The 26,349-nt window shown below is 71.3% G+C and carries 22 protein-coding genes and 1 pseudogene; 14 read left to right on the top strand and 9 right to left on the bottom strand.

The features are described 5' to 3' along the window. Positions 1 to 23: 23 nt before the first annotated feature. Positions 24 to 212, top strand: coding sequence for a DUF6191 domain-containing protein (locus tag FBY22_RS04810; RefSeq protein ID WP_142142645.1), 189 nt, complete (start codon positions 24 to 26; stop codon positions 210 to 212). Between the two features lie 10 nt (positions 213 to 222). Here the strand turns inward: FBY22_RS04810 and FBY22_RS04815 are convergent, their stop codons facing one another. Beyond that, positions 223 to 1,362: a sorbosone dehydrogenase family protein gene (locus FBY22_RS04815; RefSeq protein ID WP_142142646.1), complete on the bottom strand. Its 1,140-nt coding sequence runs from the start codon at positions 1,360 to 1,362 to the stop codon at positions 223 to 225. A gap of 149 nt (positions 1,363 to 1,511) precedes the next feature. Further along, entirely contained in the window at positions 1,512 to 2,510 is a 999-nt protein-coding gene (locus tag FBY22_RS04820; protein WP_142142647.1) for an aldo/keto reductase, read from the bottom strand. 75 nt (positions 2,511 to 2,585) lie between these two features. Between FBY22_RS04820 and FBY22_RS04825 the strand changes: the two genes are divergently transcribed. Further along, the gene (locus tag FBY22_RS04825) at positions 2,586 to 3,536 is read left to right on the top strand and encodes a 2-hydroxyacid dehydrogenase (protein WP_142142648.1); all 951 of its coding nucleotides are present in this window, start codon (positions 2,586 to 2,588) and stop codon (positions 3,534 to 3,536) included. On the opposite strand, the gene FBY22_RS45875 is transcribed toward FBY22_RS04825, so the two are convergent. Continuing rightward, positions 3,511 to 4,002 (bottom strand): DUF2486 family protein, encoded by a 492-nt coding sequence (locus tag FBY22_RS45875; protein WP_399210513.1) that lies wholly within the window; start codon positions 4,000 to 4,002, stop codon positions 3,511 to 3,513. The genes FBY22_RS04825 and FBY22_RS45875 overlap by 26 nt on opposite strands. Between FBY22_RS45875 and FBY22_RS04830 the strand changes: the two genes are divergently transcribed. From FBY22_RS04830 to serA, 5 genes are all read left to right on the top strand, one after another. Next, positions 3,977 to 7,000 carry a bifunctional diguanylate cyclase/phosphodiesterase gene (locus FBY22_RS04830; RefSeq protein WP_174267091.1) on the top strand — a complete coding sequence of 1,008 codons (3,024 nt, stop codon included), beginning with the start codon at positions 3,977 to 3,979 and terminating at the stop codon, positions 6,998 to 7,000. The genes FBY22_RS45875 and FBY22_RS04830 overlap by 26 nt on opposite strands. Before the next feature lie 231 nt (positions 7,001 to 7,231). Continuing rightward, on the top strand, positions 7,232 to 9,076 hold the full coding sequence (locus tag FBY22_RS04835; RefSeq protein WP_142142650.1) for an acetolactate synthase large subunit: 1,845 nt from the start codon (positions 7,232 to 7,234) through the stop codon (positions 9,074 to 9,076). A 21-nt stretch (positions 9,077 to 9,097) separates the two neighbouring features. Further along, a complete protein-coding gene (gene ilvN, locus FBY22_RS04840; protein ID WP_058923010.1) occupies positions 9,098 to 9,622 on the top strand; it encodes an acetolactate synthase small subunit in 525 nt (174 codons plus the stop codon). 107 nt (positions 9,623 to 9,729) lie between these two features. Then, positions 9,730 to 10,728, top strand: coding sequence for a ketol-acid reductoisomerase (gene ilvC, locus FBY22_RS04845; RefSeq protein WP_142142651.1), 999 nt, complete (start codon positions 9,730 to 9,732; stop codon positions 10,726 to 10,728). Positions 10,729 to 11,031: 303 nt separating this feature from the next. Beyond that, the gene (gene serA / locus FBY22_RS04850; protein WP_142142652.1) at positions 11,032 to 12,621 is read left to right on the top strand and encodes a phosphoglycerate dehydrogenase; all 1,590 of its coding nucleotides are present in this window, start codon (positions 11,032 to 11,034) and stop codon (positions 12,619 to 12,621) included. A 115-nt stretch (positions 12,622 to 12,736) separates the two neighbouring features. On the opposite strand, the gene FBY22_RS04855 is transcribed toward serA, so the two are convergent. Beyond that, positions 12,737 to 14,245 carry an MFS transporter gene (locus tag FBY22_RS04855; protein ID WP_142142653.1) on the bottom strand — a complete coding sequence of 503 codons (1,509 nt, stop codon included), beginning with the start codon at positions 14,243 to 14,245 and terminating at the stop codon, positions 12,737 to 12,739. A gap of 98 nt (positions 14,246 to 14,343) precedes the next feature. Between FBY22_RS04855 and FBY22_RS04860 the strand changes: the two genes are divergently transcribed. Then, on the top strand, positions 14,344 to 14,916 hold the full coding sequence (locus FBY22_RS04860; protein WP_142142654.1) for a TetR/AcrR family transcriptional regulator: 573 nt from the start codon (positions 14,344 to 14,346) through the stop codon (positions 14,914 to 14,916). Here the strand turns inward: FBY22_RS04860 and FBY22_RS04865 are convergent. Then, positions 14,903 to 16,108: an MFS transporter gene (locus tag FBY22_RS04865; RefSeq protein WP_142142655.1), complete on the bottom strand. Its 1,206-nt coding sequence runs from the start codon at positions 16,106 to 16,108 to the stop codon at positions 14,903 to 14,905. The two genes, FBY22_RS04860 and FBY22_RS04865, sit on opposite strands and share 14 nt — an antisense overlap. A gap of 47 nt (positions 16,109 to 16,155) precedes the next feature. On the opposite strand from FBY22_RS04865, the gene FBY22_RS04870 reads away from it, so the two are divergent. Beyond that, on the top strand, positions 16,156 to 17,565 hold the full coding sequence (locus tag FBY22_RS04870; protein ID WP_142142656.1) for a PLP-dependent aminotransferase family protein: 1,410 nt from the start codon (positions 16,156 to 16,158) through the stop codon (positions 17,563 to 17,565). A 10-nt stretch (positions 17,566 to 17,575) separates the two neighbouring features. Here FBY22_RS04870 and FBY22_RS04875 read toward each other — a convergent pair whose 3' ends face one another. Then, a complete protein-coding gene (locus FBY22_RS04875; protein ID WP_142142657.1) occupies positions 17,576 to 18,796 on the bottom strand; it encodes a CdaR family transcriptional regulator in 1,221 nt (406 codons plus the stop codon). A 107-nt stretch (positions 18,797 to 18,903) separates the two neighbouring features. Here FBY22_RS04875 and FBY22_RS04880 point away from each other — a divergent pair, with 107 nt between their 5' ends. Both FBY22_RS04880 and pruA read left to right on the top strand, forming a co-directional pair. Next, a complete protein-coding gene (locus FBY22_RS04880; RefSeq protein WP_142142658.1) occupies positions 18,904 to 19,830 on the top strand; it encodes a proline dehydrogenase family protein in 927 nt (308 codons plus the stop codon). Positions 19,831 to 19,892: 62 nt separating this feature from the next. Then, on the top strand, positions 19,893 to 21,524 hold the full coding sequence (gene pruA / locus FBY22_RS04885) for an L-glutamate gamma-semialdehyde dehydrogenase (protein ID WP_142142659.1): 1,632 nt from the start codon (positions 19,893 to 19,895) through the stop codon (positions 21,522 to 21,524). 54 nt (positions 21,525 to 21,578) lie between these two features. On the opposite strand, the gene FBY22_RS04890 is transcribed toward pruA, so the two are convergent. Further along, positions 21,579 to 21,785, bottom strand: a complete 207-nt coding sequence (locus FBY22_RS04890; protein WP_142142660.1) for a DUF5988 family protein — start codon at positions 21,783 to 21,785, stop codon at positions 21,579 to 21,581. Positions 21,786 to 21,833: 48 nt separating this feature from the next. Beyond that, positions 21,834 to 22,781, bottom strand: coding sequence for an NADP-dependent oxidoreductase (locus FBY22_RS04895; RefSeq protein WP_142142661.1), 948 nt, complete (start codon positions 22,779 to 22,781; stop codon positions 21,834 to 21,836). A gap of 368 nt (positions 22,782 to 23,149) precedes the next feature. Between FBY22_RS04895 and FBY22_RS44685 the strand changes: the two genes are divergently transcribed. Then, a complete protein-coding gene (locus tag FBY22_RS44685) occupies positions 23,150 to 23,281 on the top strand; it encodes a hypothetical protein (RefSeq protein WP_142142662.1) in 132 nt (43 codons plus the stop codon). A 52-nt stretch (positions 23,282 to 23,333) separates the two neighbouring features. Here FBY22_RS44685 and FBY22_RS04905 read toward each other — a convergent pair. Further along, positions 23,334 to 23,818 (bottom strand): annotated as a pseudogene (locus FBY22_RS04905) (phosphoesterase); the annotation flags it as partial. A gap of 104 nt (positions 23,819 to 23,922) precedes the next feature. On the opposite strand from FBY22_RS04905, the gene FBY22_RS04910 reads away from it, so the two are divergent. Both FBY22_RS04910 and FBY22_RS04915 read left to right on the top strand, forming a co-directional pair. Continuing rightward, a complete protein-coding gene (locus tag FBY22_RS04910; protein WP_142142663.1) occupies positions 23,923 to 24,966 on the top strand; it encodes a 3-isopropylmalate dehydrogenase in 1,044 nt (347 codons plus the stop codon). Positions 24,967 to 25,218: 252 nt separating this feature from the next. Then, positions 25,219 to 26,307, top strand: coding sequence for a branched-chain amino acid aminotransferase (locus tag FBY22_RS04915; RefSeq protein ID WP_142142664.1), 1,089 nt, complete (start codon positions 25,219 to 25,221; stop codon positions 26,305 to 26,307). The last annotated feature ends 42 nt before the right edge of the window (positions 26,308 to 26,349 follow it).

Raw genomic sequence — 26,349 nt, forward strand, 5'->3', positions numbered from 1 at the left:
GCACCGACGAGGAGGCAGGGACCGTGTTCAACGCATTCGAGGAACTGTTCGCACCGGGCCGCAAGCACACCCACGACGAACGCAAGCGGCTGGAACTGACCCGCGAGGACGTCGGCGACAACGACCCCGGACGCGGCCCGATAGACCTCGACTCCGGCAAGGTCGTCATACGCCCGACCGAGACCGCCGACGAGGAGGACCCCGGGGAGTGACGCCGGGCCCCTACTTCACCTGCACCTCCAGGATCCGGTCGTCGCCGTTCTTGGGCGAGCCCCGTCCGTCGGTGTTGCTGGTGGTCAGCCACAGCTTGTCGCCGCCCGCCGGGACCACCGTACGCAGGCGGCCGTACGTGCCGGTGAGGAAGGCCTGCGGGTCGGCCGACGCCTCGGTGCCCTTCAGGGGGATCCGCCACAGACGCTGTCCCTTCAGGCCGGCCATCCACACCGAGCCCTCGGCGTAGGCGAGGCCGCTGGGGGAGGCGTCGTCGGTGTGCCACTGGGCGAGGGGGTTCTGGTACTTGCCGTCGGACGACCTGCCCTCGGCGTTCGGCCAGCCGTAGTCGGCGCCCGGCTTGATCGCGTTCAGCTCGTCCCAGGTGTCCTGGCCGAACTCCGAGGCGAACAGGCGCTGTTCGGGGTCCCAGGCCAGGCCCTGCACATTGCGGTGGCCGTAGGAGTAGACCGGCGAGTCGGGGAAGGGGTTCCCGGGGGCCGGTTCTCCCTCGGGGGTCAGCCGGAGGATCTTGCCGCCCAGGGACTTGGTGTCCTGGGCCAGACCGCGGTCGCCGCTCTCGCCCGTGCCCGCGTACAGCATGCCGTCCGGGCCGAAGGCGATCCGTCCGCCGTTGTGGATGTAGCCCTTGGGGATGCCCTTGAAGATCGTGTCCGGCGCGCCGAGCTGTTCGCCGGCGGGCTTCTTCGGGTCGTACAGCACGCGGACGATGCGGTTGTCGGAGGCGGAGGTGAAGTAGGCGTAGACCATGTGGTCCGACGCGTAGTCGGGGGAGAGGGCGATGCCGAGGAGGCCGCCCTCGCCGGCCGGGGAGACACCGGACACCTTGCCCAGCTCGGTCTTGCCGCCGGTCTTCTCGTCGACCCTGGTGATCGTGCCCCGGTCGCGGGAGGCGACGAGGAGACCGCCGCCGCCGGGGAGCGCGGCCAGGCCCCACGGGGTGTTCAGGCCCGTGGCGACCGTGCGCACCACCTTGGCCGAGCCCTTGGCCGGCGGGGCCTGCTGGGCCGCCTGCTTCGAGGGGGAGGCGCTCGTGGCACCGCCGCTGCCGCCGGAGGAGCCGCTGCCGTCGCCGCCGGAGGAGCAGGCGGCCGTCAGCAGGAGCGCGGTCGTGGCGAGTAAGGCCGGCACAGCTCGTCGTAGCACGGTCCTGGTCCCTTCGATGCGGCGGTCGGGCGGCGGGCTCTCCTTGTCCTACGACCGCTCGCGCCCTCCAGGTTCCCGGTCGGGCGGTGTCGAACCTCCGGCCGGCGCGGGCACGGCCGCGGATCCGCGGCCGCTCAGTCCCAGGATCCCTGCGCCCTCGGCAGCTTCGCCACCTCGGCCAGGTCCTGGGGGGACAGCCGCAGACCGGCCGCCGCCGCGTTCTCGGCCGCCCACCGCTCCCGCTTGGTGCCCGGCACGGCGACCACGTGCCGGCCCTGCGCCAGCACCCACGCCAGGGCCACCTGCCCCGCGGTCACGTCCTCCCCGTGCCGGGCCGCGACGCGGCGCAGACCGGCCACGATCGGCTGGTTGGCGGCCATCATCTCCGCCGTGAAGCGCGGGTGCCGGGCGCGCACGTCGTCCGCCTCGAACCCCTCGCCGGGGGTCAGGGTCCCGGCGAGGAAGCCGTTGCCCAGCGGCATCGCGGCCAGGAAGCCGACGTCACGCGCCTCGCACCACGGCAGCAGCACGTCGAGGGCGTCCGGCGACCACACCGACAGCTCGGCCTCCACCGCGCTCACCGGGAACACCTGTTGCACCCGCTGGAGCTGCAGAATCGTTGCGTCGTGCAGCCGGCCCCCCGAGCGACGGCCGCCGCGGGCACCGACCGCGCACAGCCCCAACGCCCGTACCTTTCCCGCCCGTACGAGCTCCGCCATCGCGCCCCACGTCTCCTCCACGGGCACCTCGGGGTCCGCGCGGTGCAGCTGGTACAGGTCGATGACGTCCGTCTGCAGCCGCCGCAGCGACGCGTCGCAGGCGCGTTTCACATAGCCGGGGCGGCCGTTGGCCACGATGTGCTGCTCGCCGACCAGCAGTCCGACCTTCGTCGACACGAACGCGTCCGCGCGCCGCTCCTTGAGCACCCGCCCCACCAGCAGCTCATTGGTGAACGGGCCGTACATGTCGGCGGTGTCCAGGAGCGTCGAGCCGGAATCCAGCGCCCGGTGCACCGCCCTGAGCGACTCGTCGCCCCGCCGCCGCGAGGCGCTGTACGCCCAGCTCATCGGCATGCACCCAAGCCCGACGGCCCCCACCGCGAGTGCCCCCGCGCCGATCGTCCTGCGCTCCACCTGCCCGTGACCCTCCCTCTGCCGAGCCCCCAACCTAACCTCTGCACCCTCATGGCCCTGACATAGCCTCCTGTCATGACTGCTGACGTGTGGCTTCCCATCCCGCCGGAGGAGATCGAGAACCTTCCCGCGGGGCCGAACTACCTCTTCTGGAACGGCGAGCAGGACTACCCCGCGGACCCGGCCGACTGCCTCTTCTACGTCGTCCCCTACATGAAGTCCGCCGAGGTCGCCGTACGGCCCCTGCCCGAAATGAGCTCCGTGCAGGTGGTGCAGACGCTGTCCGCCGGGATCGACAACGTGCAGCCCGGGCTGCCCCGGCTGCGGCCGGGCGTGCAGGTGTGCAACGCGCGCGGGGTTCACGAGGCGAGCACCGCCGAACTCGCGCTCACCCTGATCCTCGCCTCCCTGCGCGGCATCCCCGACTTCGTGCGCGGACAGCAGCGCGGGGAGTGGCTGGGCGGGTTCCGGCCGGCGCTCGCCGACAAGAGCGTGCTCATCGTGGGCTACGGCTCGATCGGATCCGCGATCGAGGACCGGCTCGTTCCGTTCGAGGTCGCGCGGGTGGTGCGCGTCGCGCGCTCCGCGCGCACGACGGAGCGCGGGCCGGCGCACCCGCTCACCGAGCTGCCCGCCCTGCTCCCCGAGGCAGACGTCGTCGTCCTCATCACGCCCCTCACCGACTCCACCCGCGGTCTGGCCGGCGCCGACTTCCTCGCCCGCATGAAGGACGGCGCGCTCCTCGTCAACGTCGCGCGCGGGCCCGTCGTCGACACCAAGGCGCTGCTCGCCGAACTCGAGACCGGCCGGATCACCGCCGCCCTGGACGTCACCGACCCCGAGCCGCTGCCCGCCGAACACCCCCTGTGGCGTGCCCCCGGTGTGCTCATCAGCCCCCACGTCGGCGGCCCCACCTCCGCTTTCCGGCCCCGCGCCGAGCGGCTTCTCGTGGACCAGTTGACCCGGTTCTTGAACCGGAAGCCGCTGCGCAACGTGATCCTTAGGACAGGTACAACCGGCGCGTGACCCCGACGACTTGAACGTCCCGCGCGCGACCCACGCGACGGGCGCAACAGGCGTGTAATCCATTTCCGGTACCCTCCGCAACCTCACGGACGCGGTCCGTACTCACAACGCCGCTGGTCGTCACGGAGCGTAGAGGAACTATGTCCCTGAGTGACGAGACTGGTGTATCGTCCCGACAGGGGCTGCGCCGCGCACCGTTCGGCGCCGGGGATGGACATTGCAGACTGTGATGGGGGGCGACGGGCGATGCACGGCCTATGGGCGAGCGATCCGACGCGGCGGGGCCGCCGGCGGCGACCCTGGCGCACGGCCGCGCGCAGACGCGGTCACCACGGCAGTCATGGCTGTCGTCACAGCCACCACCGCAGGCACAGCAGCCGCAGGAGGCATGCGCACCGGGACCCGAGGGACCCCGGAGCCGCGCGGACCGGGAGGGCCCGGTGAACTCGCCGTCTGTCACCACCACCCTCGACGGAGTGCTGCGGGCACAGCCCGCACCGGGGGCACGGCCGACCCGTCCGCCGTCCGACGGTGGCCGGACCGGCCTCGTTCCCCAGCTCGTCCTGGCCACGGTCTGCGCGGGATACGCCGTCGGGTCCGCGCTCGGCTGGGGTTCGCAGGAACTCGCCGACATCATGGGTGACTTCGGGCTCAGCGCGGCCGCGGCCACCGCCGCCGTGTCCTGCTTCCTCTACGCCTACAGGCACTGCGCGCGCTTCCGTTCCGCCTGGCTGCTGTTCGCCCTCTCCTCGGCGATGGCGGCCCTGGGCAACGGAGTCTGGGGGTGGTACGAGGTCGTCCTGGGCGAGAAGGTGCCCACCGTCGGCTACGCCAACGTCTTCTTCGTCGGCTTCGCGCCGCCCGCCATCGTGGGCCTGCTCGTGCTCGCCAAGCGGCCGGTGACGAAGGCCGGCTGGATGTGCCTCGGGCTGGACGCCTGGCTGATCGGCGGCTCGCTGCTCACCCTGTCCTGGAGCCTCGCGCTCGCCAAGACCGCCGAGGCCGACGGGCCGCACCTCGCGCGCAGCGCGCTGCTGCTGGCCTACCCCCTGCTGGACATCGCCCTGGTCAGCGTGGTCCTCGCGCTGCACTTCAGGCGCACGGCCGCGAACCGGGCGGCGATCAACACCGCCATCGGCGCGCTCGCGCTGACGGTCATGTGCGACGCCCTGTTCAGCTCCCCGCTGCTGCAGAACAGCTACCGGTCGGGCCAGTTGCTCGACGCGGGCTGGTTCGCCGGCTCGCTGCTCCTCGCGTACGCCCCCTGGACCGCGCCCCGGCAGGGGCAGGAGTCCGCGGAGGGCGACGGCCACACGCGCGTGGTCCACGAGCACCTGCCCGGCCCGCACGGCGGCACCCACCAGCACCACGCGCCCCCGCAGGGAGGTGATCGCCCCCGGTACCCGGTCGCCCGGCCCATCGCCGGCTCCCTGGCCGCGCTGACGCCCTACATGGCCGCGGCCGTCTGCACCTTGGGGATCCTCTACAACGTCCTCAACGGCAGGAAGCCCGACCCGACCGTGCTCGTCACCGGCGGCACCGTGGTGCTCGCCCTCGTGGTGCGCCAGGGCATCATGCTGCTCGACAACATCACCCTCACCCAGGAACTCGCGCAGAAGGAGAACCACTTCCGCTCCCTGGTGCAGGGCTCCAGCGACGTCATCATGATCGCCGCGCCCAGCGGTGTCCTCAGGTACGTCTCCCCGGCCGCCGCCGGGGTCTACGGACGGCCCGCCGAGGAACTGGTGGGCACCGAGCTGGCCGGCCTCATCCACCCGGAGGACCTGGGCTGCGTGGTGCACGAGGTGCGCCGCTTCCTCGCCGCCAGTCCCCAGGACGAACCCACCACCCGCATCGAGTGCCGCTTCCGGGCCGGCGGTGGGGGCTGGCTCAACGTCGAGTCCACGGTCAACCGCCACCACGGCGGCCTGATCTTCAACAGCCGGGACGTGACCGAAAGAGTGCGCCTGCAGGCGCAGTTGCAGCACAACGCCGAGCACGACCCGCTCACCGACCTGCCCAATCGCGCCCTGTTCACCCAGCGGGTCCAGCAGGCGCTGTCCGGCCGGCGGGCCGCCGACCGGGCGTCCCTGCGCGGCACGGCCGTCCTCTTCATCGACCTCGACGGCTTCAAGGCCGTCAACGACACGATCGGGCACCAGGCCGGGGACGAACTCCTCGTCCAGGCCGCCCGCAGGCTCCAGGACGCGGTCCGGCAGGGGGACACCGCCTCCCGGCTCGGCGGCGACGAGTTCGCGGCCCTGATCGTCGGGGACGGCACCCGTGACCGCGCCGCACGCGAACGGCACATCCTGGAACTCGCCGACCGGCTCAGAATCACCCTCTCCCAGCCCTACCTCATCGACGGCAACGATGTCCGGGTGGCCGCGTCCATCGGCGTCGCGTTCGCCGAACAAGGCCTCGGAGCGGGCGAGTTGCTGCGCAACGCCGACCTCGCCATGTACCGTGCCAAGGCCGGCGGCAAGGGCCGCGTCGAGCTGTACGCACCCCAGATGCAACAGGACGTCGTCCGCAAGGCGGAACTGGCCACGCGCCTGCGGGCCGCGCTGCACGACGGCGAGTTCGCCCTGCTGCACCAGCCCGTGGTCTGCCTGGAGAACGGCCGGATCGCATCGGTCGAGGCACTGGCGCGCTGGCGGTCCTCGCAGGGAGTGCTGTTCACACCCGCGGAGTTCCTGCGGGTCGCCGACGAGGGCGACCGGACGCAGGAGCTCGGCCGCTGGATCCTGGAAGAGGCGGTCGAGCAGGCCGTCGAGCGCACCGCCACGGGCCTGGCCGTGCCGGTCGCGGTGCGGGTGAGCGCGCGGCGCCTGCTGGACCGCTCGATGCCGCTCGGCTCCGTCGAGGCCCTGCTCACCCGGCACGGCCTGCCGTCCGGCGCCCTGGTGATCGAGCTGTCCGACACCGACGCCAAGGTGTCCATGGACGAGCTGGAGCGCCGGCTGTCCGCCCTGCGCAGACTCGGCGTCCGGATCGCCCTGGACGGCTTCGGCAGCGGCCACGCGGCGATCACGGCGCTGCGCAGACTCCCCGTCGACGTGCTGAAGCTCGACCGCAGCCTGGTCGAAGGCGTCGTCGAGTCCGCGCGACTGCACAAGATCACCAGTGGGCTGCTGCGGATCGCGACCGACCTCGGGCTGCAGTCCGTGGCCGACGGCGTGGACCTGCCCGAGCAGGTCGTCGCCCTGCGCGCGATGGGCTGCACGCACGGCCAGGGCATGGCCTTCTCCGGGCCGCTGGACGAGTACCGGCTGCGGCGGGCGCTGGGAACCGGCCATTATCCGGTGCCCCACGGGCCGATCGAGCCGGCGTTCGCGGGCGGCGGTGGAGGCGAACGGACCATGGAAAGGGGCCCGGGGGCGTACACCGGTGGAGTGCCGGTCGTGCTCGGCCGCGGAACCGCCCTGCGCTCACATGATGAGACTCCCGTCCCACCCACTTGACACGTGGTGCGCGTCGGGGGGAGGGTCAGTGCCATGCGCACCCGAATTCTCGTACTTGGAAAGCGCGTCGGCTGACGCTGAGCCCACCATCGCTCAGCGACCTCCACCCGGCGCGCTCCCCTCGCTTGCCTTACGGCACGAGGGGTTTTTTGTTGCACAGGCGCTGTCCGTGCAACAGCCGAACACCGTACAAACCTCGCAAAAACCCTCAGCATCGAGAAGAGACTGACGATGACCGAGCAGGCCACCGGGGCCAATCCGCAGCCGCGGCCCCGATCCGGAGGACACCAGTCCGCCCCCGAGCACGTCACGGGTGCGCAGTCCCTCATCCGCTCTCTCGAGGAGGTCGGGGCCGACACGGTATTCGGCATTCCCGGCGGCGCGATCCTGCCCGCGTACGACCCCCTGATGGACTCGACCCGGGTGCGCCACGTCCTGGTCCGGCACGAGCAGGGCGCCGGCCACGCGGCCACCGGCTACGCGCAGGCCACCGGCAAGGTCGGTGTCTGCATGGCCACTTCGGGCCCCGGCGCCACCAACCTGGTCACCCCCATCGCGGACGCCCACATGGACTCGGTGCCGCTCGTGGCGATCACCGGGCAGGTGGCCTCCAAGGCGATCGGCACGGACGCCTTCCAGGAGGCGGACATCGTCGGCATCACGATGCCGATCACCAAGCACAACTTCCTCGTCACCAAGGCCGAGGACATCCCGCGGGTCATCGCGCAGGCCTTCCACATCGCCTCCACCGGCCGCCCCGGCCCGGTGCTGGTCGACATCGCCAAGGACGCCCTGCAGGCGCGCACCACGTTCTCCTGGCCGCCGGTGATGGACCTGCCCGGCTACCGCCCGGTGACCAAGCCGCACGCCAAGCAGATCCGTGAGGCCGCGAAGCTCATCACCTCCGCCAAGCGGCCCGTCCTCTACGTCGGCGGCGGTGTCATCAAGGCACAGGCCACCGCCGAGCTCAAGGTCCTCGCCGAACTCACCGGAGCGCCCGTCACCACCACCCTGATGGCGCTCGGCGCGTTCCCCGACAGCCACCCGCTGCACGTGGGAATGCCGGGCATGCACGGTGCGGTCACCGCCGTCACCGCGCTGCAGAAGGCCGACCTGATCGTCGCCCTCGGAGCCCGCTTCGACGACCGCGTCACCGGCAAGCTGGACAGCTTCGCCCCGTACGCCAAGATCGTCCACGCCGACATCGACCCCGCGGAGATCGGCAAGAACCGCGCCGCCGACGTGCCGATCGTCGGTGACGCGCGCGAGGTCATCGCCGACCTCATCCAGGCCGTGCAGAAGGAGCACAGCGAGGGCCACCAGGGCGACTACAGCGCCTGGTGGAAGGACCTGTCCCGGTGGCGGGACACCTACCCGCTCGGCTACGACCTCCCCGAGGACGGCTCGCTCTCCCCGCAGCAGGTCATCGAGCGCATCGGACAGCTCGCGCCGGAGGGCACGATCTTCGCGGCGGGCGTCGGCCAGCACCAGATGTGGTCCGCGCACTTCATCCAGTACGAGAAGCCCGCGACCTGGCTGAACTCCGGCGGCGCCGGCACGATGGGCTACGCGGTCCCGGCCGCGATGGGCGCCAAGGCCGGCGCACCCGGCCAGACGGTCTGGGCGATCGACGGCGACGGCTGCTTCCAGATGACCAACCAGGAGCTCACCACCTGCGCCCTGAACAACATCCCGATCAAGGTCGCCGTCATCAACAACGGCGCCCTCGGGATGGTCCGCCAGTGGCAGACCCTCTTCTACAACCAGCGGTACTCCAACACCGTGCTGCACTCCGGCCCCGACGACGTCAACCCGGAGGCCAGGGGCACCCGCGTCCCCGACTTCGTGAAGCTGTCGGAGGCCATGGGCTGCTACGCGATCCGCTGCGAGTCCCCGGACGACCTCGACAAGGTCATCGAAGAGGCGAACTCCATCAACGACCGGCCCGTCGTCGTCGACTTCATCGTCCACGAGGACGCGATGGTGTGGCCGATGGTCGCCGCCGGCACATCCAACGACGAGATCATGGCCGCCCGGGACGTTCGCCCCGACTTCGGCGACAACGAAGACGACTGAGCGAGAGAGACGTAAAAGACCATGTCCAAGCACACGCTCTCCGTCCTGGTGGAGAACACCCCGGGCATCCTGGCCCGGATCGCCGCCCTCTTCTCCCGCCGCGGCTTCAACATCGACTCGCTCGCCGTCGGTGTCACCGAGCACCCCGACATCTCCCGCATCACCATCGTCGTCAGCGTGGACGACCTCCCGCTGGAGCAGGTGACGAAGCAGCTCAACAAGCTCGTCAACGTGCTGAAGATCGTCGAGCTGGAGCCCGCTCAGGCGGTTCAGCGCGAACTCGTTCTGGTGAAGGTGAAGGCCGACAACGAGACGCGCTCCCAGATCGTGGAGATCGTCCAGCTCTTCCGCGCCAAGACCGTCGACGTCTCCCCGGAGGCCGTGACCATCGAGGCCACCGGCAGCAGCGACAAGCTGTCCGCCATGCTCAAGATGCTGGAGCCGTTCGGCATCAAGGAGCTCGTGCAGTCCGGCACGATCGCGATCGGCCGCGGAGCCCGCTCCATCACGGACCGCTCGCTGCGCGCCCTCGACCGCAGCGCATGAGGCGTACGGGCGGTTTCGGCCGCCCGTATACCGAGACCCCGAGACTTCCCTTCCGCCCGCCGTCATACGGTGGGACGCAACACCTGCACACAAGGAGAGAACCCAAAGTGGCCGAGCTGTTCTACGACGCCGACGCCGACCTGTCCATCATCCAGGGCCGCAAGGTCGCGGTCATCGGTTACGGCAGCCAGGGCCACGCCCACGCGCTGTCGCTCCGTGACTCGGGTGTCGACGTCCGTGTCGGTCTGCACGAGGGCTCCAAGTCCAAGGCGAAGGCCGAGGAGCAGGGCCTGCGCGTGGTGACGCCGGCGGAGGCCGCCGCCGAGGCCGACGTCATCATGATCCTGGTCCCGGACCCGATCCAGGCCCAGGTCTACGAGGAGTCCATCGCCCCGAACCTGAAGGACGGCGACGCGCTGTTCTTCGGCCACGGCCTGAACATCCGCTTCGACTTCATCAAGCCCCCGGCGAACGTCGACGTGTGCATGGTCGCCCCCAAGGGCCCGGGTCACCTGGTGCGCCGCCAGTACGAGGAGGGCCGCGGCGTTCCGTGCATCGTGGCCGTCGAGCAGGACGCCACCGGCAACGGCTTCGCGCTGGCGCTGTCGTACGCCAAGGGCATCGGCGGCACCCGCGCCGGTGTCATCAAGACGACCTTCACCGAGGAGACCGAGACCGACCTGTTCGGTGAGCAGGCCGTCCTGTGCGGTGGCACCTCCGCCCTGGTCAAGGCCGGTTTCGAGACCCTGGTCGAGGCCGGCTACCAGCCGGAGATCGCCTACTTCGAGTGCCTGCACGAGCTGAAGCTGATCGTCGACCTCATGTACGAGGGCGGCCTGGAGAAGATGCGCTGGTCCGTCTCCGAGACCGCCGAGTGGGGCGACTACGTCACCGGCCCGCGGATCATCACCGACGCCACCAAGGCCGAGATGAAGAAGGTCCTCGCCGAGATCCAGGACGGCACCTTCGCCCGTGAGTGGATGGCCGAGTACCACGGCGGTCTGAAGAAGTACAACGAGTACAAGCAGCAGGACGCCGACCACCTGCTGGAGACCACCGGCAAGCAGCTGCGCAAGCTGATGTCGTGGGTCGACGAAGAGGCGTGACCTCTCTTCCCGTGGCGGCGCCCTCGGCTGAGGGTGCCGCCACGGGGCTCCGCCCCGGATCCCGCTCCTCGATCTCCCCCACTGCCTCAAGGGCGTGGGGGGACCCCCAAGGGGCTACAAAATGGCGCGTCTCGTCCGGGTGATCCTTCCGAAGAGGCGCAGGACGACCGCCGTCGCGCCACTACACTGCCGTACTACATACGCGTCAGGCCCACAGCGTCGTGCGTCTTCCACGCGGCTAGCCAACCTCCACCGCCTGCGGCCGTCGGGACGGCCGTCCGCATTGGACTTGTGAGGACTCACGTGAGCTCGAAACCCGTCGTACTCATCGCTGAAGAGCTGTCGCCCGCGACCGTGGACGCGCTTGGCCCCGACTTCGAGATCCGGCACTGCAACGGAGCGGACCGAGCCGAACTGCTCCCGGCCATCGCCGACGTCGACGCGATCCTGATCCGCTCGGCCACCAAGGTGGACGCCGAGGCCATCGCCGCCGCGAACAAGCTGAAGGTCGTCGCACGAGCCGGCGTCGGCCTGGACAACGTCGACGTCTCCGCCGCCACCAAGGCCGGCGTGATGGTCGTCAACGCCCCCACCTCGAACATCGTGACCGCCGCCGAGCTGGCCTGCGGTCTGCTCGTCGCCACCGCCCGCCACATCCCGCAGGCCAACGCCGCGCTGAAGAACGGCGAGTGGAAGCGCAGCAAGTACACCGGCGTGGAGCTGGCGGAGAAGACGCTGGGTGTCGTGGGCCTGGGCCGCATCGGTGCCCTCGTCGCGCAGCGCATGTCCGCCTTCGGCATGAAGGTCGTCGCCTACGACCCCTACATCCAGCCCGCCCGCGCCGCGCAGATGGGCGTCAAGGTGCTGTCGCTGGACGAGCTGCTCGAGGTCTCCGACTTCATCACCGTCCACCTCCCCAAGACCCCCGAGACCCTCGGCCTCATCGGCGACGAGGCGCTGCGCAAGGTCAAGCCGAGCGTGCGCATCGTCAACGCCGCGCGCGGCGGGATCGTCGACGAGGAGGCGCTGTACTCGGCGCTGAAGGAGGGCCGGGTCGCCGGCGCCGGCCTCGACGTGTACGCCAAGGAGCCCTGCACCGACTCCCCGCTCTTCGAGTTCGACCAGGTCGTGTGCACCCCGCACCTCGGCGCGTCGACGGACGAGGCCCAGGAGAAGGCCGGTATCGCCGTCGCCCGCTCGGTGCGCCTCGCCCTCGCCGGTGAGCTCGTGCCCGACGCGGTGAACGTCCAGGGCGGTGTCATCGCCGAGGACGTCAAGCCGGGTCTGCCGCTCGCGGAGCGCCTCGGCCGCATCTTCACCGCGCTCGCCGGCGAGGTCGCCGTCCGCCTGGACGTCGAGGTCTACGGCGAGATCACCCAGCACGACGTGAAGGTGCTGGAGCTGTCCGCCCTCAAGGGTGTCTTCGAGGACGTCGTCGACGAGACCGTCTCCTACGTCAACGCCCCGCTGTTCGCCCAGGAGCGCGGCGTCGAGGTGCGGCTGACGACCAGCTCGGAGTCGGCCGACCACCGCAACGTCGTCACCGTCCGCGGCACCCTCGGCAACGGCGAGGAGGTGTCGGTCTCCGGCACCCTGGCCGGCCCCAAGCACCTGCAGAAGATCGTCGCCGTCGGTGAGTACGACGTCGACCTCGCGCTCGCCGACCACATGGTGGTGCTGCGATACGAGGACCGTCCCGGTGTCGTCGGCACGGTGGGCCGCATCTTCGGCGAGGCGGGCATCAACATCGCGGGCATGCAGGTCTCCCGCTCGGTCGCCGGCGGCGAGGCGCTGGCCGTGCTGACCGTCGACGACACGGTGCCCTCCGGGGTGCTGGGTGAGGTGGAGACGGAGATCGGAGCGACGTTCGCTCGATCCGTGAACCTCGTCTGAGGTTGCGGTAGTTCTGGGGGCTGCCGCCCCCAGGCCCCCGCTTTCGGCCCTGAAGGGGCCTCGTCCTCAAACGCCGGACGGGCTGAGAGTGCCCGTCCGGCGTTCGTGCGTTCCGTCATTCGTCGTCGACGCGGATTCCGCGCAGCGCCCGCGCCGCCAGCACCGCCGCGCCCGCCAGCAGCAGCGCCCCCGCGATCGCCGCGCCCTGCATTCCGCTGGTGAAGGCCTCCCGTGCCGTGGTCGCCAGTCCCGGGATCCGGTCGGCGACCGCGAGCGCGCCGCCCAGGGTCTCGCGGGCCGCGTCCGGTGCCGAGGCCGGCATGTCGTGGCGGTAGATCGCCGTGCCGATCGAGCCGAGGATCGCCATGCCCAGCGCCCCGCCGAACTCGCCGCCGGTCTCCATCAGGGAGGACGCCGAGCCCGCGCGTTCCACCGGGGCGCTGCTCAGCGCCAGGTCCGTGATCTGGGAGATGACCATGACGATGCCGGAGGCGAGGACGCCGCAGGCGACCAGGACCAGCCAGAGGGAGTCCGTGTCCGCGAGGGAGAGCAGGGCGTAGCCGCAGGCCCCGATGGCGAAGCCGGCGGTGACGACATGGGCGCGGTCGACTCCCTTGTGGACCAGGGAGGTCGCCATCGGGGCCGCCATGCCGATCGGCACCGAGGGAAGCAGTGCCCACAGGGCCGCCTCCATCGCGCTCTTGCCGAGCACCGACTGCAGGTACTGCGTGGTGAAGTACGCCGAGCCCATCATGGCGAACGAGCCGATGAGGTTGAGGACCACGGAGGGGGCGAAGCCGCGGCCGCGGAAGAGGGCCGGGTCGATCATCGGTGAGGCCGTGGTGCGCTGGCGGTGGACGAACGCGGCCGCGAAGAGCAGGCCGACGGCGACCGAGACGACGTACTGCGCGTGCCAGCCCTCGGACGGGATCTCCTTCAGGCCGTAGATCACCGGGAGCACGCCCGCCATCGACAGCGGGACGCTCGGCCAGTCGAAGCGGCCGGGGTTCGGGTCCTTCGACTCCGGCAGCAGGAACGGGCCCAGGATCAGCAGCAGGGCCATCGCCGGCAGGTTGACCAGGAAGACCGAGCCCCACCAGAAGTACTGGACGAGGACCCCGCTCATCACCGAGCCGAGCGCGATGCCCGCGGTCATCACGCCGGACCACAGGCCGATCGCCTTCGCACGCTGGGCGGGGTCGGTGAACATGGTGCGGATCAGCGCCATCGTTGAGGGCATCAGGGTGGCGCCGCCGATGCCGAGGACCGCGCGGGCCGCGATCAGGGTCTCGGCGCTGTCGGCGTAGGCGGCGATCACGGAGGCCGTGCCGAAGGCGGCGGCGCCCAGTAGCAGGAGCCGGCGGCGGCCCATGCGGTCGCCCAGCGAGCCCATCGTCATCAGCAGGCCCGCCAGGACGAAGGCGTAGATGTCGAAGATCCACAGCTGCTGCGTGCCGCTCGGCTCCAGGTGCGCGCCGATCGCCGGGATCGCGAAGTAGAGGACCGACACGTCCATCGAGACCAGCAGCAGCGGGAGCATCAGCACGCCCAGGGCGGTCCATTCGCGGCGGCCGGCGCGGGCGGTGCCGGTCGCGGTCGCGGTGGTGCTCGTCGTGTTCGTCATGCCGAGGAATGTACGCACGTATTAAACGTCTGTCTAGAACGTTTGTATAGATCAATCGTCTAGGACGGTTGTATGGATCGGGCGGTAGGGTGGTCGGCATGGGACACCGTGAGGATCTGCTCGAGGGCGCCAAGCGCTGCCTGCTTCAGAAGGGGTTCCTGCGTACGACCGCGCGGGACATCGTCAAGGAGTCGGGGACCAACCTCGCCTCCATCGGCTACCACTACGGCTCGAAGGACGCGCTGCTGGCCCAGGCGTACATCGCGCTGGTGGAGGACATGTCCTTCGAGGGGGACGCCGGCATCGAGGGTGCGCCCGGGTCGCTGGAGCGCTTCCGGGAGGTCTGGTCCAACATCGTCGACTCCATGCGGGAACCCGGGTCGATGTGGCGGCTCAGCATGGAGATCATGGGCATGGGCGACCGGCTCCCCGAGGTGCGCGAGCAGCTGTCCCGCGCGCAGCGCGAGGGCGGCCGGGGGCTGGTCTCGCTGCTGCAGGGCGTGCCGGAGGAGGAGGTGTCGGACGAGACCGCCGACAGCCTCGGCCGGTTCTACATGACCCTGATGTCGGGGCTCATCTCGCAGTGGACGTTCGACCCGAAGACCGCGCCCGACGCCGACTCGCTCACCGACGGACTGCGCCAGGTGATCGAGGGAGTCAGGAACGGCTGAGCCGCGCCGGGCGAAGGTCCCGCAGGGCCGGGGCCAGCGCGACCGACATCAGGAACGCCGTCATCGTGAACGCCCACGGGTAGCCGGTCGCCCCGGCGAGTACGCCGAAGCCCGCGGCGCCGACGCCCATCCCGCCGTCGTACGCCAGGTTCCACAGCGCGCTGACCGTGCCGTACGAGGACGGCGAGACCCGGGCGTACATGAGCGCGAGGGTGGAGTTCTGGGCAATGCCGAACCCGGCGCCGAACAGGGCGGTTCCGGCGACCACGGCGGCCGGGGTGCCGGTCGTCGCGGTCACGGCGACGCCCGCCGCCGACAGGAGCAGGCCGGGCACCACGAGCCGGGCGCTGCCGTGCCGGTCGCCGTGACGGCCCGCCAGCCAGCGGGTCGCCGTCGCGGCCGCGGGCTGCACGAACAGGGCCAGCGTGACGACACCGGAGTGCGCCTTCGGAACGGCCAGCGGCAGGAAGGTGACCATGATCCCGGCGGCCGTCGCGGTGGTCGCGAAGACGAGGACCGGGCGGAGCAGGGCGCCGGTGCGCAGGCCGCGCAGGACGCCGACGGGCCGGTCCTCGCGGGGCGCTCCCGTCTTCCGCGCGTCCGCGGCCGGCAGTCCCAGCACCGAGACCGTCGCGGCGAGCGCGGCCGTCCCCCCGGTCACGGCGACCGTCCCGTATCCCGCGTGCGTCACCAGCCACAGGCCCAGCGGCAGCGCGACCAGGGACGGCACCCCGGAAACCACGCCCACCAGGGCCAGCCCCTCGCCCCGGCGCTCGGCGGGAATGAGGGTCGCGGTCAGCGCACCGCCCGCGACGATCGTCAGCGCGAAGCCCAGACCGCGCAGCAGGCACACGGCGACGACCCACGCGATGTCCGACGAGAGAGTCAGCACCAGGGCCGGGGCGCCGAGCAGGACCAGGCCGGCCATCAGGGTCGGACGGTAGCCGTGGCGGGCGACCAGACGCGGGGTGACCAGTTCGCCGAGGACGGTGGCCAGCATCAGGGAGCCGGTGGCCAGACCCGCCGCGTTCCCGCCGCCCGACCCGGCCGCGTAGGCGGGGACGACCGACAGCAGCAGGAAGAAGCTGACGCTCGCGCCGACCAGACTCACGAAGCGCAGCAGCAGGGGCCGGGTCAGCAGCGACGGCCGTGCAGGGGCCGTCCGGGGAGGGCAGTTCGCCGAAGTCGTCATACCGTCGACGGTAGAGACGTACCGGCCCTCCGCTAAGCTCCAATTCCATGCCAGTGCAGTGGGCCGGTTTGTCACCCGAGCTGCTTTTGAACCTCGACCGGGAGAGCGGGCAGCGGCTGTCCGCGCAGCTGGAGGGCCGGCTGCGGGACGCCATCCGGTCGGGGCGGCTGCGGGCGGGCGAGCGCCTGCCGTCCTCGCGGGAACTCGCGCGGATGCTGAGCGTGTCCCGGGGACTCGTCCAGGACTGCTACGCCCAGCTCCAGGCCGAGGGCTACCTCGTCACCCGGGTCGGCTCGGCCACCCGCGTGGCGGCCTGCGCGCAGGTGCCGCAGGCACCCGTGCCGTCGCCGTCCGACGCCGGTCCCCGCATGATCGCCGACTTCCGCCACGGCGTACCGGACCTGACCTCCTTCCCCGTCTCCGACTGGCTCTGGGCGACCAGGGAGGCGGCGCGGCGCATGCCGACCGCCGAGCTCGACTACGGCGATCCACAGGGAAGTCGGGCGCTGCGCGAGGTCGTGGCCGGGTATCTGGGCCGGGTCCGGGGCGCCGCGGCCGACCCCGCAGGTACCGTCGTCTGCTCCGGCTACGCCCAAGGGCTGAGCCTCGCCCTGCGCGCCCTGGCCCGTGCCGGAGTGCGGGTCGTGGCCTACGAGGATCCGGGCGGTCCTGCCACGGCGACGGCGGCCGCGGAGGCGGCGGGGCTGACGGCGGTACCGGTCCCGGTGGACGAAGAGGGCCTCGACGTGACGGAGTTGGACGCCACCGGCGCTCGGGCGGTGATCGTCACCCCGGCCCACCAGTGGCCGACGGGCGTGGTGCTGGCACCCTCCCGCCGCCATGCGCTGATCGAGTGGGCGGCGCGCCGGGACGCCTACGTCGTCGAGGACGACTACGACGCCGAGTTCCGCTACGACCGCGGACCCGTGGGCGCGCTCCAGGGGTTGGCCGCGGACCGGGTGATCTCCATCGGCACCGTGAGCAAGTCCCTCGCGCCCGCGCTCCGTCTGGGCTGGCTGCTGTGCCCGTCCGCCCTCCTGGAGGCGGTCGTCGAGCACAAGCGCGTCGCCGACCGCGGCTCACCCACCCTCGATCAGCTGGCCCTCGCCCGCCTGATCGAGTCCGGCCGCTACGACCGCCACCTGCGCCGCATGCGCACGGTGTACGCCGTCCGCCGCACCACCCTCGTCGCCGCCCTCGCCCGACACGCCCCCGCGGTACGGCTGTCGGGCCTGGCGGCCGGGTTCCACGCGGTGGCCCATCTGCCCGAGGGCGCACAGGAGTCGAGGGTCGTGGCGCAGGCCCGCGGCCGGGGGGTCGGTCTGTACGGCATGAGCGCCTGCCGGACCTCCGGCGCCGCGGTTCCGCCGCAACTCGTCCTGGGCTTCGGCCATGTGACGCAGAGCGCGATCACCGAGGGCGTGGCGGCCGTGGCGGACCTTCTCCGCGAGACGTGAGGGAGAGGGGCTACAGCCGCGCCCCTTTGAGCGCCATGTGCAGCAGCAGCCGGTCCTCGCCGTCGTCCAGGTCGAGGCCGGTGAGCTTCTCGACGCGGGAGAGACGGTAGTAGAGGGTCTGGCGGTGGATGCCCAGTTCCGCCGCCGTGCGGCCCGCCTGGCCGGCGCGGTCGAGGTACACCTCGGCGGTGCGGGCCAGTTCGCGGTGGGCTGGGGAGAGCAGGGCCTGTACGGCGGGATCGTGCGCCGTCTCCGGGGGCAGTGCGGTCAGCAGCCGGAACGGGCCGATGTGCGCCCACTCGGCGACCGGGCCGAGCCGGGGCTCGGCCAGGGTCGCCCGCGCCGCGGCCGACGCCTCCCGCCAGGACGTGCCCAGTTCCGCCAGGCCGGCGCGCGCGGTGGCGATCCCCGCGGCCGCCCGGGCCGGGCCCAGCCGCCCCGCCCGCTCCAGCAGCCGCCCCGCCGCCGACGTCGCCGGCGTCGGCACGTCCGCCGAACGCAGCCGCACCAGCAGGGCCAGGCACTGGTCGGCGGCCGCCCACGGCAGTGTGCACAGCGCCGTCGCGCCCGGCACCGTACGCACCGAGGGCGCGTCGTCCGGGTCGGCGGAGGGCCAGGGGGCCACGCAGACCATCGTGTGGGGGCCGTCGGCGCGGGAGCCGAGAGCGGTGCGCAGCTCGGCCACCGCCATCTCCCGCCGCCAGTCCCGCTCGGCGGTCAGCACCGCGCGCAACTCCCGGGTCAGGTCCGCGCCGTGCTGGGCCTCGTCGGCGAGCAGGGCGCCGATGCGGACCGTGACCTCCATGGCGGCCGTCAGCTGCCGGTCGGTCGGGCCGGGGTCGGAGTCCAGCAGCCAGACATAGCCGAGGACGATGCCACGGTGGCGTACGGGCAGACAGATCCGCCCCCGGTACACGCCCGCCTCGGGCGTCGGCGGGATACGGACCGGGCCCGTCGCCCGGGTGATGCCGAAGCCCTCGAACCAGGTGCGGACGGCCGCGGTGGAGCGCCGGGTGAGGATCGAGCGGGTGCGCACGGGGTCCAGCGCCGACGCGTCCAGCTCGTCCTCGCTGTCGTACGCCCCGAAGGCGATCAGCTCGAAGTCGCGGTTCTCCAGCGTCGCGGGGGCGCCGAGGAGCTCCGAGATCTCGTCGACCAGTTCCTGGTAGTCACCTGTGTTGTCGGCCGTCACACCGGCATTCTCCCGCACGACCGCAGCCTCTTCATACATCTGTCTGAGATCTGCGGCACGGATGCGTGACAGCTGTCGATGGCTGACGATCGGAGGGATCCTTAGGTTTCACGGTGGTTCTATCTGCTGGTTTGTGGAGGTGCCCCGTGCTGGGTCCCGTGATTCTTGCCGCGTCGCGCAGCGACCGGATGCGACGCCTGATCTCGGCGGCCCCGGTGACCAAGCAGGTCGTCGAGCGCTTCATCCCGGGCGAGACGGTCGACCAGATCGTGCCGATCGTCCGCGAGCTCACGGGCAGGGGCCTGGAGCTGACCATGGACGTCGTGGGCGAGGACATCACCCGGCCGGAGCAGGCCGCCGCCGCCCGCGACGCCTACCTGGAGCTCGTCGAGCGGCTGGGCGAGCTGGAGCTGGGCGACCGCGCCGAGATGTCGGTGAAGCTGTCGATGTTCGGCCAGGCGCTGCCGGGCGGCCACGAACTCGCCCTCGCCAACGTCCGTCCGGTCGTCGAGGCGGCCGCCGCCATCGGCACGACCGTCACCCTCGACGCCGAGGACCACACCACCCTCGACTCGATGTTCGCCATCCACGAGGAGCTGCGGAAGGACTTCCCGCAGACCGGCTGCGTCATCCAGGCCTACCTCTTCCGCACCGAGGCCGACGCCCGCCGCCTCGCCGCGGCCGGCAGCCGGGTGCGGCTGGTCAAGGGCGCCTACAAGGAGCCCGCCGAGGTCGCTTACCAGCAGAAGCACGAGATCGACAAGGCGTACGTGCGGATCCTGCGGATTCTCATGGAGGGCGAGGGGTATCCGATGATCGGCTCCCACGACCCGCGTCTGATCTCCATCGGGCAGGAACTGGCCCGCCGGGCCGGCCGCAAGCCCGACGAGTACGAGTTCCAGATGCTCTACGGCATCCGCGGCGACGAGCACCTCCGGCTCGCCGCCGAGGGCCACCGCATGCGCGTGTACACCGCGTACGGCACCGACTGGTACGGCTACTTCATGCGCCGACTCGCCGAGAAGCCCGCCAACCTGCGGTTCTTCCTGCGCAGCATGATCACCAAGGGCTGAGGCAGCCCCCTCCCGCCCCCCTCCCCGCGACACCCGCTCACGTACAAGGAGTTACGGAACCCATGGACGCTGTGACCCAGGTCCCCGCCCCCGTCAACGAGCCGGTGCACGGCTACGCCCCCGGTTCGCCCGAGCGTGCCCGGCTGGAGGCCAAGCTCAAGGAGCTCGCCGAGAACCCGATGGACCTGCCGATGACCATCGGCGGCGAGAAGCGGATGGGCGGCGGCGAGCCGTTCCAGGTCGTCCAGCCGCACAACCACAAGGCCGTCCTCGGCACCCTGCGCCACGCCACCCACCAGGACGCGCGCGACGCCATCGACGCGGCCCTGGCCGCCGCCCCGGCCTGGCGTGCGATGACCTTCGACGACCGCGCCGCGATCATCCTGCGCGCCGCCGAACTGCTCGCCGGCCCGTGGCGCGAGACCATCGCCGCGTCCACCATGCTCGGCCAGTCGAAGACCGCCCAGCAGGCGGAGATCGACAGCCCCTGCGAGCTCGTCGACTTCTGGCGCTTCAACGTCCACTACGCCCGCCAGATCCTGGCCGAGCAGCCCCCGGCCAACTCCCCGGGCGTGTGGAACCGCCTCGACCACCGGCCGCTGGAGGGCTTCGTCTACGCGATCACGCCCTTCAACTTCTCGGCGATCGCGGCCAACCTGCCCACCGCCCCCGCCCTCATGGGCAACGTCGTGGTGTGGAAGCCCTCCCCGACCCAGACCCACGCCGCCGTGCTGCTGATGGAGCTGCTGGAGGAGGCGGGTCTGCCCAAGGGCGTCATCAACCTCGTCACCGGCGACGGCATCGCGGTCTCCGAGGTCGCCCTGGAGCACCGCGATCTCGCCGGCATCCACTTCACCGGCTCCACCAAGACCTTCCAGTACCTGTGGAAGACGGTCGGCAACAACATCGAGAAGTACCGCTCCTACCCGCGGCTGGTCGGCGAGACCGGCGGCAAGGACTTCCTGGTCGCCCACCCGAGCGCCGACCGCGCGGTGCTGAAGACCGCCCTCACCCGCGGCGCCTTCGAGTACCAGGGCCAGAAGTGCTCGGCCACCTCCCGCGCCTACATCCCGGCGTCCATCTGGAACTCCGGCTTCAAGGAGGAGTTCGCGGCCGAGGTCGACTACCTGACCATGGGTGACGTCACCGACCTGGCCAACTTCATCGGCGCCGTCATCGACGACCGCTCCTTCGCCAAGAACAAGGCCGCCATCGACCGCGCCAAGTCCGACCCGACCTGCACGATCGTCGCGGGCGGCACCTACGACGACTCGGTCGGCTACTTCGTCCGCCCCACCGTCGTCGAGTGCACCGACCCGGAGAACGAGGTCTTCCGCACCGAGTACTTCGGCCCGTTCCTCGCCGTGTACGTCTACGAGGACGACAAGTACGACGAGATGCTGACGCAGATGGAGTCCGTCTCCGACTACGCGCTCACCGGCTCGGTCATCTCCAACGACCGCGCGGCGGCGGCGTACACGATGGAGAAGCTGCGCTACGCGGCAGGCAACTTCTACATCAACGACAAGTCGACCGGCGCCGTCGTCGGTCAGCAGCCCTTCGGCGGCGGCCGCGCCTCCGGCACCAACGACAAGGCCGGCGCCCCGCAGAACCTGCTGCGCTGGACGCTGACCCGCGCCATCAAGGAGACCCTGGTCCCGCCGACCGACTACACCTACCCGCACATGGGCTGACACCCGCGGACACACGGACGGGCCGGGTCGCGGCGACCCGGCCCGTCCGCGTGCTCAGCCGGGCATCTCCGTCCGCTCCCACCACTCGTACACCGGCAGGGTGCCCTCCGCGGTGTCGGCCTGCCGCGGAGTGGGGCGGAAGTGCTCGTAGCCGTTGCGGAGTTCGATCTTCAGGTCGGCGCCGGGTGTGGTGACCGCGACGATGCGCGCGGGCAGGTCCCGCGGACCGCCTTCGAGAAGTGCCTTGACCTTGTCGTTCATGACCTCACCGTTCCCTGTGTCGGATCGGATGCTCCTGCCGGCCGGGAGTCAGTCCGGCAGGACGAGTACGAGGCCGCCCTTGGCGTGCTGGGCCTCGCCCAGTTCGTGTGCCTTGGCCGCCTCGGCGAACGGCACGGCCGCCTCGACGTGGACGCGGACGCGGCCGCTCGCGAGGAGGGCCGCGACCTTGGCGAGGCGTTCCCCCGAGGGCTCCGCCTGGACGATCGCGAAGCGCATCCCGCGGGCCTCCACGTCCTCCGGGGACAGGCCGAGGTCGCCCGGGACCGCCGAGAGCAGCAGGCCGTTCGGGCGGAGGGTGTTCAGGGTGCGCGGCCCGAAGTCGCCGCCGACCAGGTCGAGGGCCGCGTCGATGTCGTGGACGGTGTCGGAGAAGTCCACGCTCGTGTGGTCGACGAGTTCGTCGGCGCCCAGGTCGTACAGGAAGCCGTGGCAGTCGGCGCGTTCCGTCGCGACGACGTACGCGCCCTCCGCCTTGGCGAGCTGGACTGCGGTGTGACCGGTGCCGCCGGCCGCCGCGTGGATCAGCACCCGGCTGCCGGGACCGATCCGGGCGATGTCGATCAGGGCCTGCCAGGCGGTCAGGGCCGCCGTCGGCGCGGCGGCCGCGTGGACGTGGTCGACGCCGGCGGGCTTCGCGGCGAAACGGTCGGCGGCAGCGGTGACGTGGCCGGCGTATCCGCCGCCGTCGATCATGCCGAAGACCTCGTCGCCGGGGCGGAAACGGGTGACGGACCCGCCGACGGCCTCCACGGTGCCGGAGACGTCCCGGCCGAGGACGAACGGGGGCTCCCCGAGGAGCGGGGCGGTGCCGGAGCGCACCAGCAGGTCGACGGGAGCGATCCCCGCGGCCCGTACCCGCACCAGCACCTCGTCCGGGGCCGGCGCGGGGCGGGGGCGGTCCTCGACGGTCAGGACCTCCGGTCCGCCGAAGCGGTGCTGCGTGATCACAGTTGTGCGGGGTTGTTCCGTGGCCATCGGGTCTCCCTCCCGAGTACGGACCGAGTACGGACCTGCGGCCGACCCGCACGGTCCGTCCATCGTGGCCCCCGGGCTCCGACCCGTACATCGTCCCAGACTTCCCCGGCGTCCGCCGCCTCGAAAGCGCAGCTCAGAGCCGTGTGACCCAATCCACCGTCTCAGATAGTAGGAAGTCCGAGTAATTGTGGAGACAGACACGGTCGGCTCCCTTAGCTTTGTAGGAGCCGAACGTCTCGCTCGACAAGCGAATGGCGGTCCGGAGCCGGGCCCCGAGCAGGTCACCCCTGCGGCACCGCTCCCCGCCCCTTCCGGCGTCTCGTAACCCCCTTTATGGCACTCCCCGATGTCGAAGGAGTCGATTTCCCATGGCCGAGACGACCGCCCGCCGCCGAGTCCGTCACACCTCCCGTACGAGCGAGTCCGACCGCAAGGCCGCCGCAGCCGCCCTCCAGCGCGCCCTTGACCGCAGGGACAACGGCGGTTCGACCGGCCACTGAGCCGGGCATCATCCACCAGCCGGGAGCCGCCCGTACGGGGTGCGGCGCGGACTCACACTCCGCGCCGCACCTCGAAGTGGTCGATGCGCTCGCCGTTCTGCGCCAGCGCCGACACCCTCAGGACCGGCCGGAGGCCGTTCACCGCCTCCACCGACAGCAGCGAGAAGCCGCGGTAGCGCACCCTCGACCACTCCACCGTCTCCTTGGCGGCCGACCGTGATCCGGTCCACGGAAGGTGCCGACGGGCTCGTGGCGCGTCACGAGCGGCTCGTAGCTCTCCCGCACCCCGGACGGGAAGCCGTACAGGTCCCGGCCCCCGCCGCCCGCGGTGACGTAGACCGTCCCGTCGCGCGTGGGGTCCGTCGAGGCGCCGATGGGGACCGCGCGTCCCACCGCGCCGCCCCGGACGGCGTCCGTCCGCTCGTAGACGTGGTTGTGCCCGTTGATCACCAGATCCACCTGGTGCCGGGCGAACAGCGGCAGCCACTCGGCGCGCACCCCGCCGTCGGAGGCGTGCGTGGACGTCGAGTAGGCGCAGACACAGAGGTGAACGAGGGATGACGCGTTGACGTGGGCGTCCTCCGATGTCCGTATCGCGGACAAGCCATGTCATCCCATGGGACGAGGAGTAGGGTGCCGACATGTCTCGCAGCATCGATCTCGCAGTGATCCCCGGTGACGGCATCGGGCAGGAAGTCGTGGCCGAAGGCCTCAAGGTCCTCTCCGCCGTCCTCCCGCAGGATGTGAAGCTGGAGACCAAGGAGTACGACTTCGGCGCCAAGCGCTACCACGCCACCGGTGAGACCCTCACCGACGCCGACCTCGACTCCCTCAAGGGGCACGACGCCATCCTGCTCGGCGCGATCGGTGACCCGTCCGTGCCGTCCGGCGTCCTGGAGCGCGGCTTCCTGCTCAAGCTCCGCTTCGCCTTCGACCACCACGTCAACCTGCGGCCGAGCAAGCTGCTCCCGGGTGTGGCGACCCCCCTCGCCGGTGAGCCGAGCATCGACTTCGTCGTCGTCCGCGAGGGCACCGAGGGCCCGTACACCGGCAACGGCGGCACCATCCGCAAGGGCACCGAGCACGAGGTCGCCACCGAGGTCTCCGTCAACACCGCCTTCGGTGTGGAGCGCGTGGTCCGTGACGCCTTCGCCCGCGCCCAGGCCCGCCCGCGCAAGAAGCTCGCGCTGATCCACAAGAACAACGTGCTGACCTTCGCGGGTCACCTGTGGACGAACGTCTTCAACAAGGTGGCCGCGGAGTTCCCCGACGTCACCACCGAGTACATGCACGTGGACGCGGCGACCATCTACCTGGTCACCCAGCCCGAGCGCTTCGACGTGATCGTCACCGACAACCTCTTCGGCGACATCATCACCGACCTCGCCGCGGCCGTCTCCGGCGGCATCGGCGTCGCCGCGAGCGGCAACATCAACCCCTCCGGCGAGTTCCCCTCGATGTTCGAGCCGGTCCACGGTTCCGCGCCCGACATCGCCGGCCAGGGCAAGGCCGACCCCACCGCCACGGTCCTGTCCGTCGCCCTGCTCCTGCGCCACCTCGGCTACGAGGCCGAGGCCGCCCGCATCGACGAGGCGGTCTCCGCCGACCTGGCCGAGCGCACCGGCAAGCCCGCTCGCAGCACGTCGGAGATCGGCGACGCGCTGGCCGTACGAGTAGCCGGCTGACCGGGCGGATCACTCGAAAAGATTCGAAGCCGCCGGGTCACTCGCACCCGGCGGCTTTCGCATGTCCCCCGCCGGGTGCCACCATCATCCCCTGGGTCGCATTCACGCCGTTTTCTTCCCCGGCTCCCCGCTTGCGATAATCGACCGCGGAGCCGCGGATTGAGGGAATGCTCGGACGTCCTAGCACTGGCCACTGGCAGTGAGGGGCGTGGCGCGGCCCGTCACTACACAACCGGTGAAGGACAACCACTCATGACGACGCCCACGATCGAGCTCAAGCCCTCCGCCAGCCCGCTCTCCGACGCCGAGCGCGCGGCGATCCTGGCGAACCCCGGGTTCGGCCGCCACTTCACCGACCACATGGTGACGATCAAGTGGACCGAGGGCCGCGGCTGGCACGACGGCCAGCTCGTCCCGTACGCCCCGCTCTCCCTCGACCCCGCCACCATGGTCCTGCACTACGCGCAGGAGATCTTCGAGGGCCTGAAGGCCTACCGTCAGCCCGACGGCTCCGTCGCCACCTTCCGCCCCGAGAAGAACGCCGAGCGCTTCCAGCGCTCCGCGCACCGGCTCGGCATGCCCGAGCTGCCGGTCGAGACGTTCATCGAGGCCTGTGACGCCCTGGTCCAGCAGGACAAGGCGTGGGTGCCCGCGCACGGCGGCGAGGAGTCGCTCTACCTCCGCCCGTTCATGATCGCGACCGAGGTCGGCCTGGGCGTCAAGCCCGCCAACGAGTACCTCTTCCTGGTCATCGCCTCCCCGGCCGGCGCCTACTTCCCCGGCGGCGTCAAGCCGGTCACCATCTGGCTCTCAGAGAACCGCGTCCGCGCCGTCCCCGGCGGCACCGGCGACGCCAAGACCGGCGGCAACTACGCCGCCTCCCTGCTCGCCCAGGCCGAGGCCGCCGCCAAGGGCTGCGACCAGGTCTGCTACCTCGACGCGGTCGAGCACAAGTGGGTCGAGGAACTCGGCGGCATGAACCTGTACTTCGTGTACGGCAACAAGATCGTCACGCCCACCCTGACCGGCTCCATCCTGGAGGGCGTCACCCGCGACAGCCTCCTCGCCGTCGCCCGCGACCTCGGCTACGAGTCCGAGGAGGGCCGCGTCTCCATCGACCAGTGGCAGGCCGACGCCGAGAACGGCACCCTGACCGAGGTCTTCGCCTGCGGCACGGCGGCCGTCATCACCCCCGTCGGCACGGTCAAGCGCGAGAGCGCCGAGTGGCAGCAGGCGGGCGGCGAGCCCGGCGAGGTCACCATGAAGCTGCGCGAGGCCCTGCTGAACATCCAGCGCGGCACGTCCGAGGACAAGCACGGCTGGATGCACCGCCTCGGCTAGTCCGCGAACCCACCGGCCGGCGGTGCGCGTCGGGCACCGCCG

The organism is Streptomyces sp. SLBN-31 (assembly GCF_006715395.1).
In the GTDB taxonomy this organism is placed as follows: domain Bacteria; phylum Actinomycetota; class Actinomycetes; order Streptomycetales; family Streptomycetaceae; genus Streptomyces.

Coding starts and splice junctions, on each gene's coding strand:
- FBY22_RS04870 (WP_142142656.1), top strand. CDS start 16,156: ATGCCAGTGCAGTGGGCCGGTTTGTCACCCGAGCTGCTTTTGAACCTC.
- FBY22_RS04855 (WP_142142653.1), bottom strand. CDS start 14,245: ATGACGAACACGACGAGCACCACCGCGACCGCGACCGGCACCGCCCGC.
- FBY22_RS04915 (WP_142142664.1), top strand. CDS start 25,219: ATGACGACGCCCACGATCGAGCTCAAGCCCTCCGCCAGCCCGCTCTCC.
- pruA (WP_142142659.1), top strand. CDS start 19,893: ATGGACGCTGTGACCCAGGTCCCCGCCCCCGTCAACGAGCCGGTGCAC.
- FBY22_RS44685 (WP_142142662.1), top strand. CDS start 23,150: ATGGCCGAGACGACCGCCCGCCGCCGAGTCCGTCACACCTCCCGTACG.
- FBY22_RS04890 (WP_142142660.1), bottom strand. CDS start 21,785: ATGAACGACAAGGTCAAGGCACTTCTCGAAGGCGGTCCGCGGGACCTG.
- FBY22_RS04910 (WP_142142663.1), top strand. CDS start 23,923: ATGTCTCGCAGCATCGATCTCGCAGTGATCCCCGGTGACGGCATCGGG.
- FBY22_RS04835 (WP_142142650.1), top strand. CDS start 7,232: ATGACCGAGCAGGCCACCGGGGCCAATCCGCAGCCGCGGCCCCGATCC.
- ilvN (WP_058923010.1), top strand. CDS start 9,098: ATGTCCAAGCACACGCTCTCCGTCCTGGTGGAGAACACCCCGGGCATC.
- FBY22_RS04860 (WP_142142654.1), top strand. CDS start 14,344: ATGGGACACCGTGAGGATCTGCTCGAGGGCGCCAAGCGCTGCCTGCTT.
- FBY22_RS04825 (WP_142142648.1), top strand. CDS start 2,586: ATGACTGCTGACGTGTGGCTTCCCATCCCGCCGGAGGAGATCGAGAAC.
- FBY22_RS04875 (WP_142142657.1), bottom strand. CDS start 18,796: ATGTATGAAGAGGCTGCGGTCGTGCGGGAGAATGCCGGTGTGACGGCC.
- FBY22_RS04865 (WP_142142655.1), bottom strand. CDS start 16,108: ATGACGACTTCGGCGAACTGCCCTCCCCGGACGGCCCCTGCACGGCCG.
- FBY22_RS04895 (WP_142142661.1), bottom strand. CDS start 22,781: ATGGCCACGGAACAACCCCGCACAACTGTGATCACGCAGCACCGCTTC.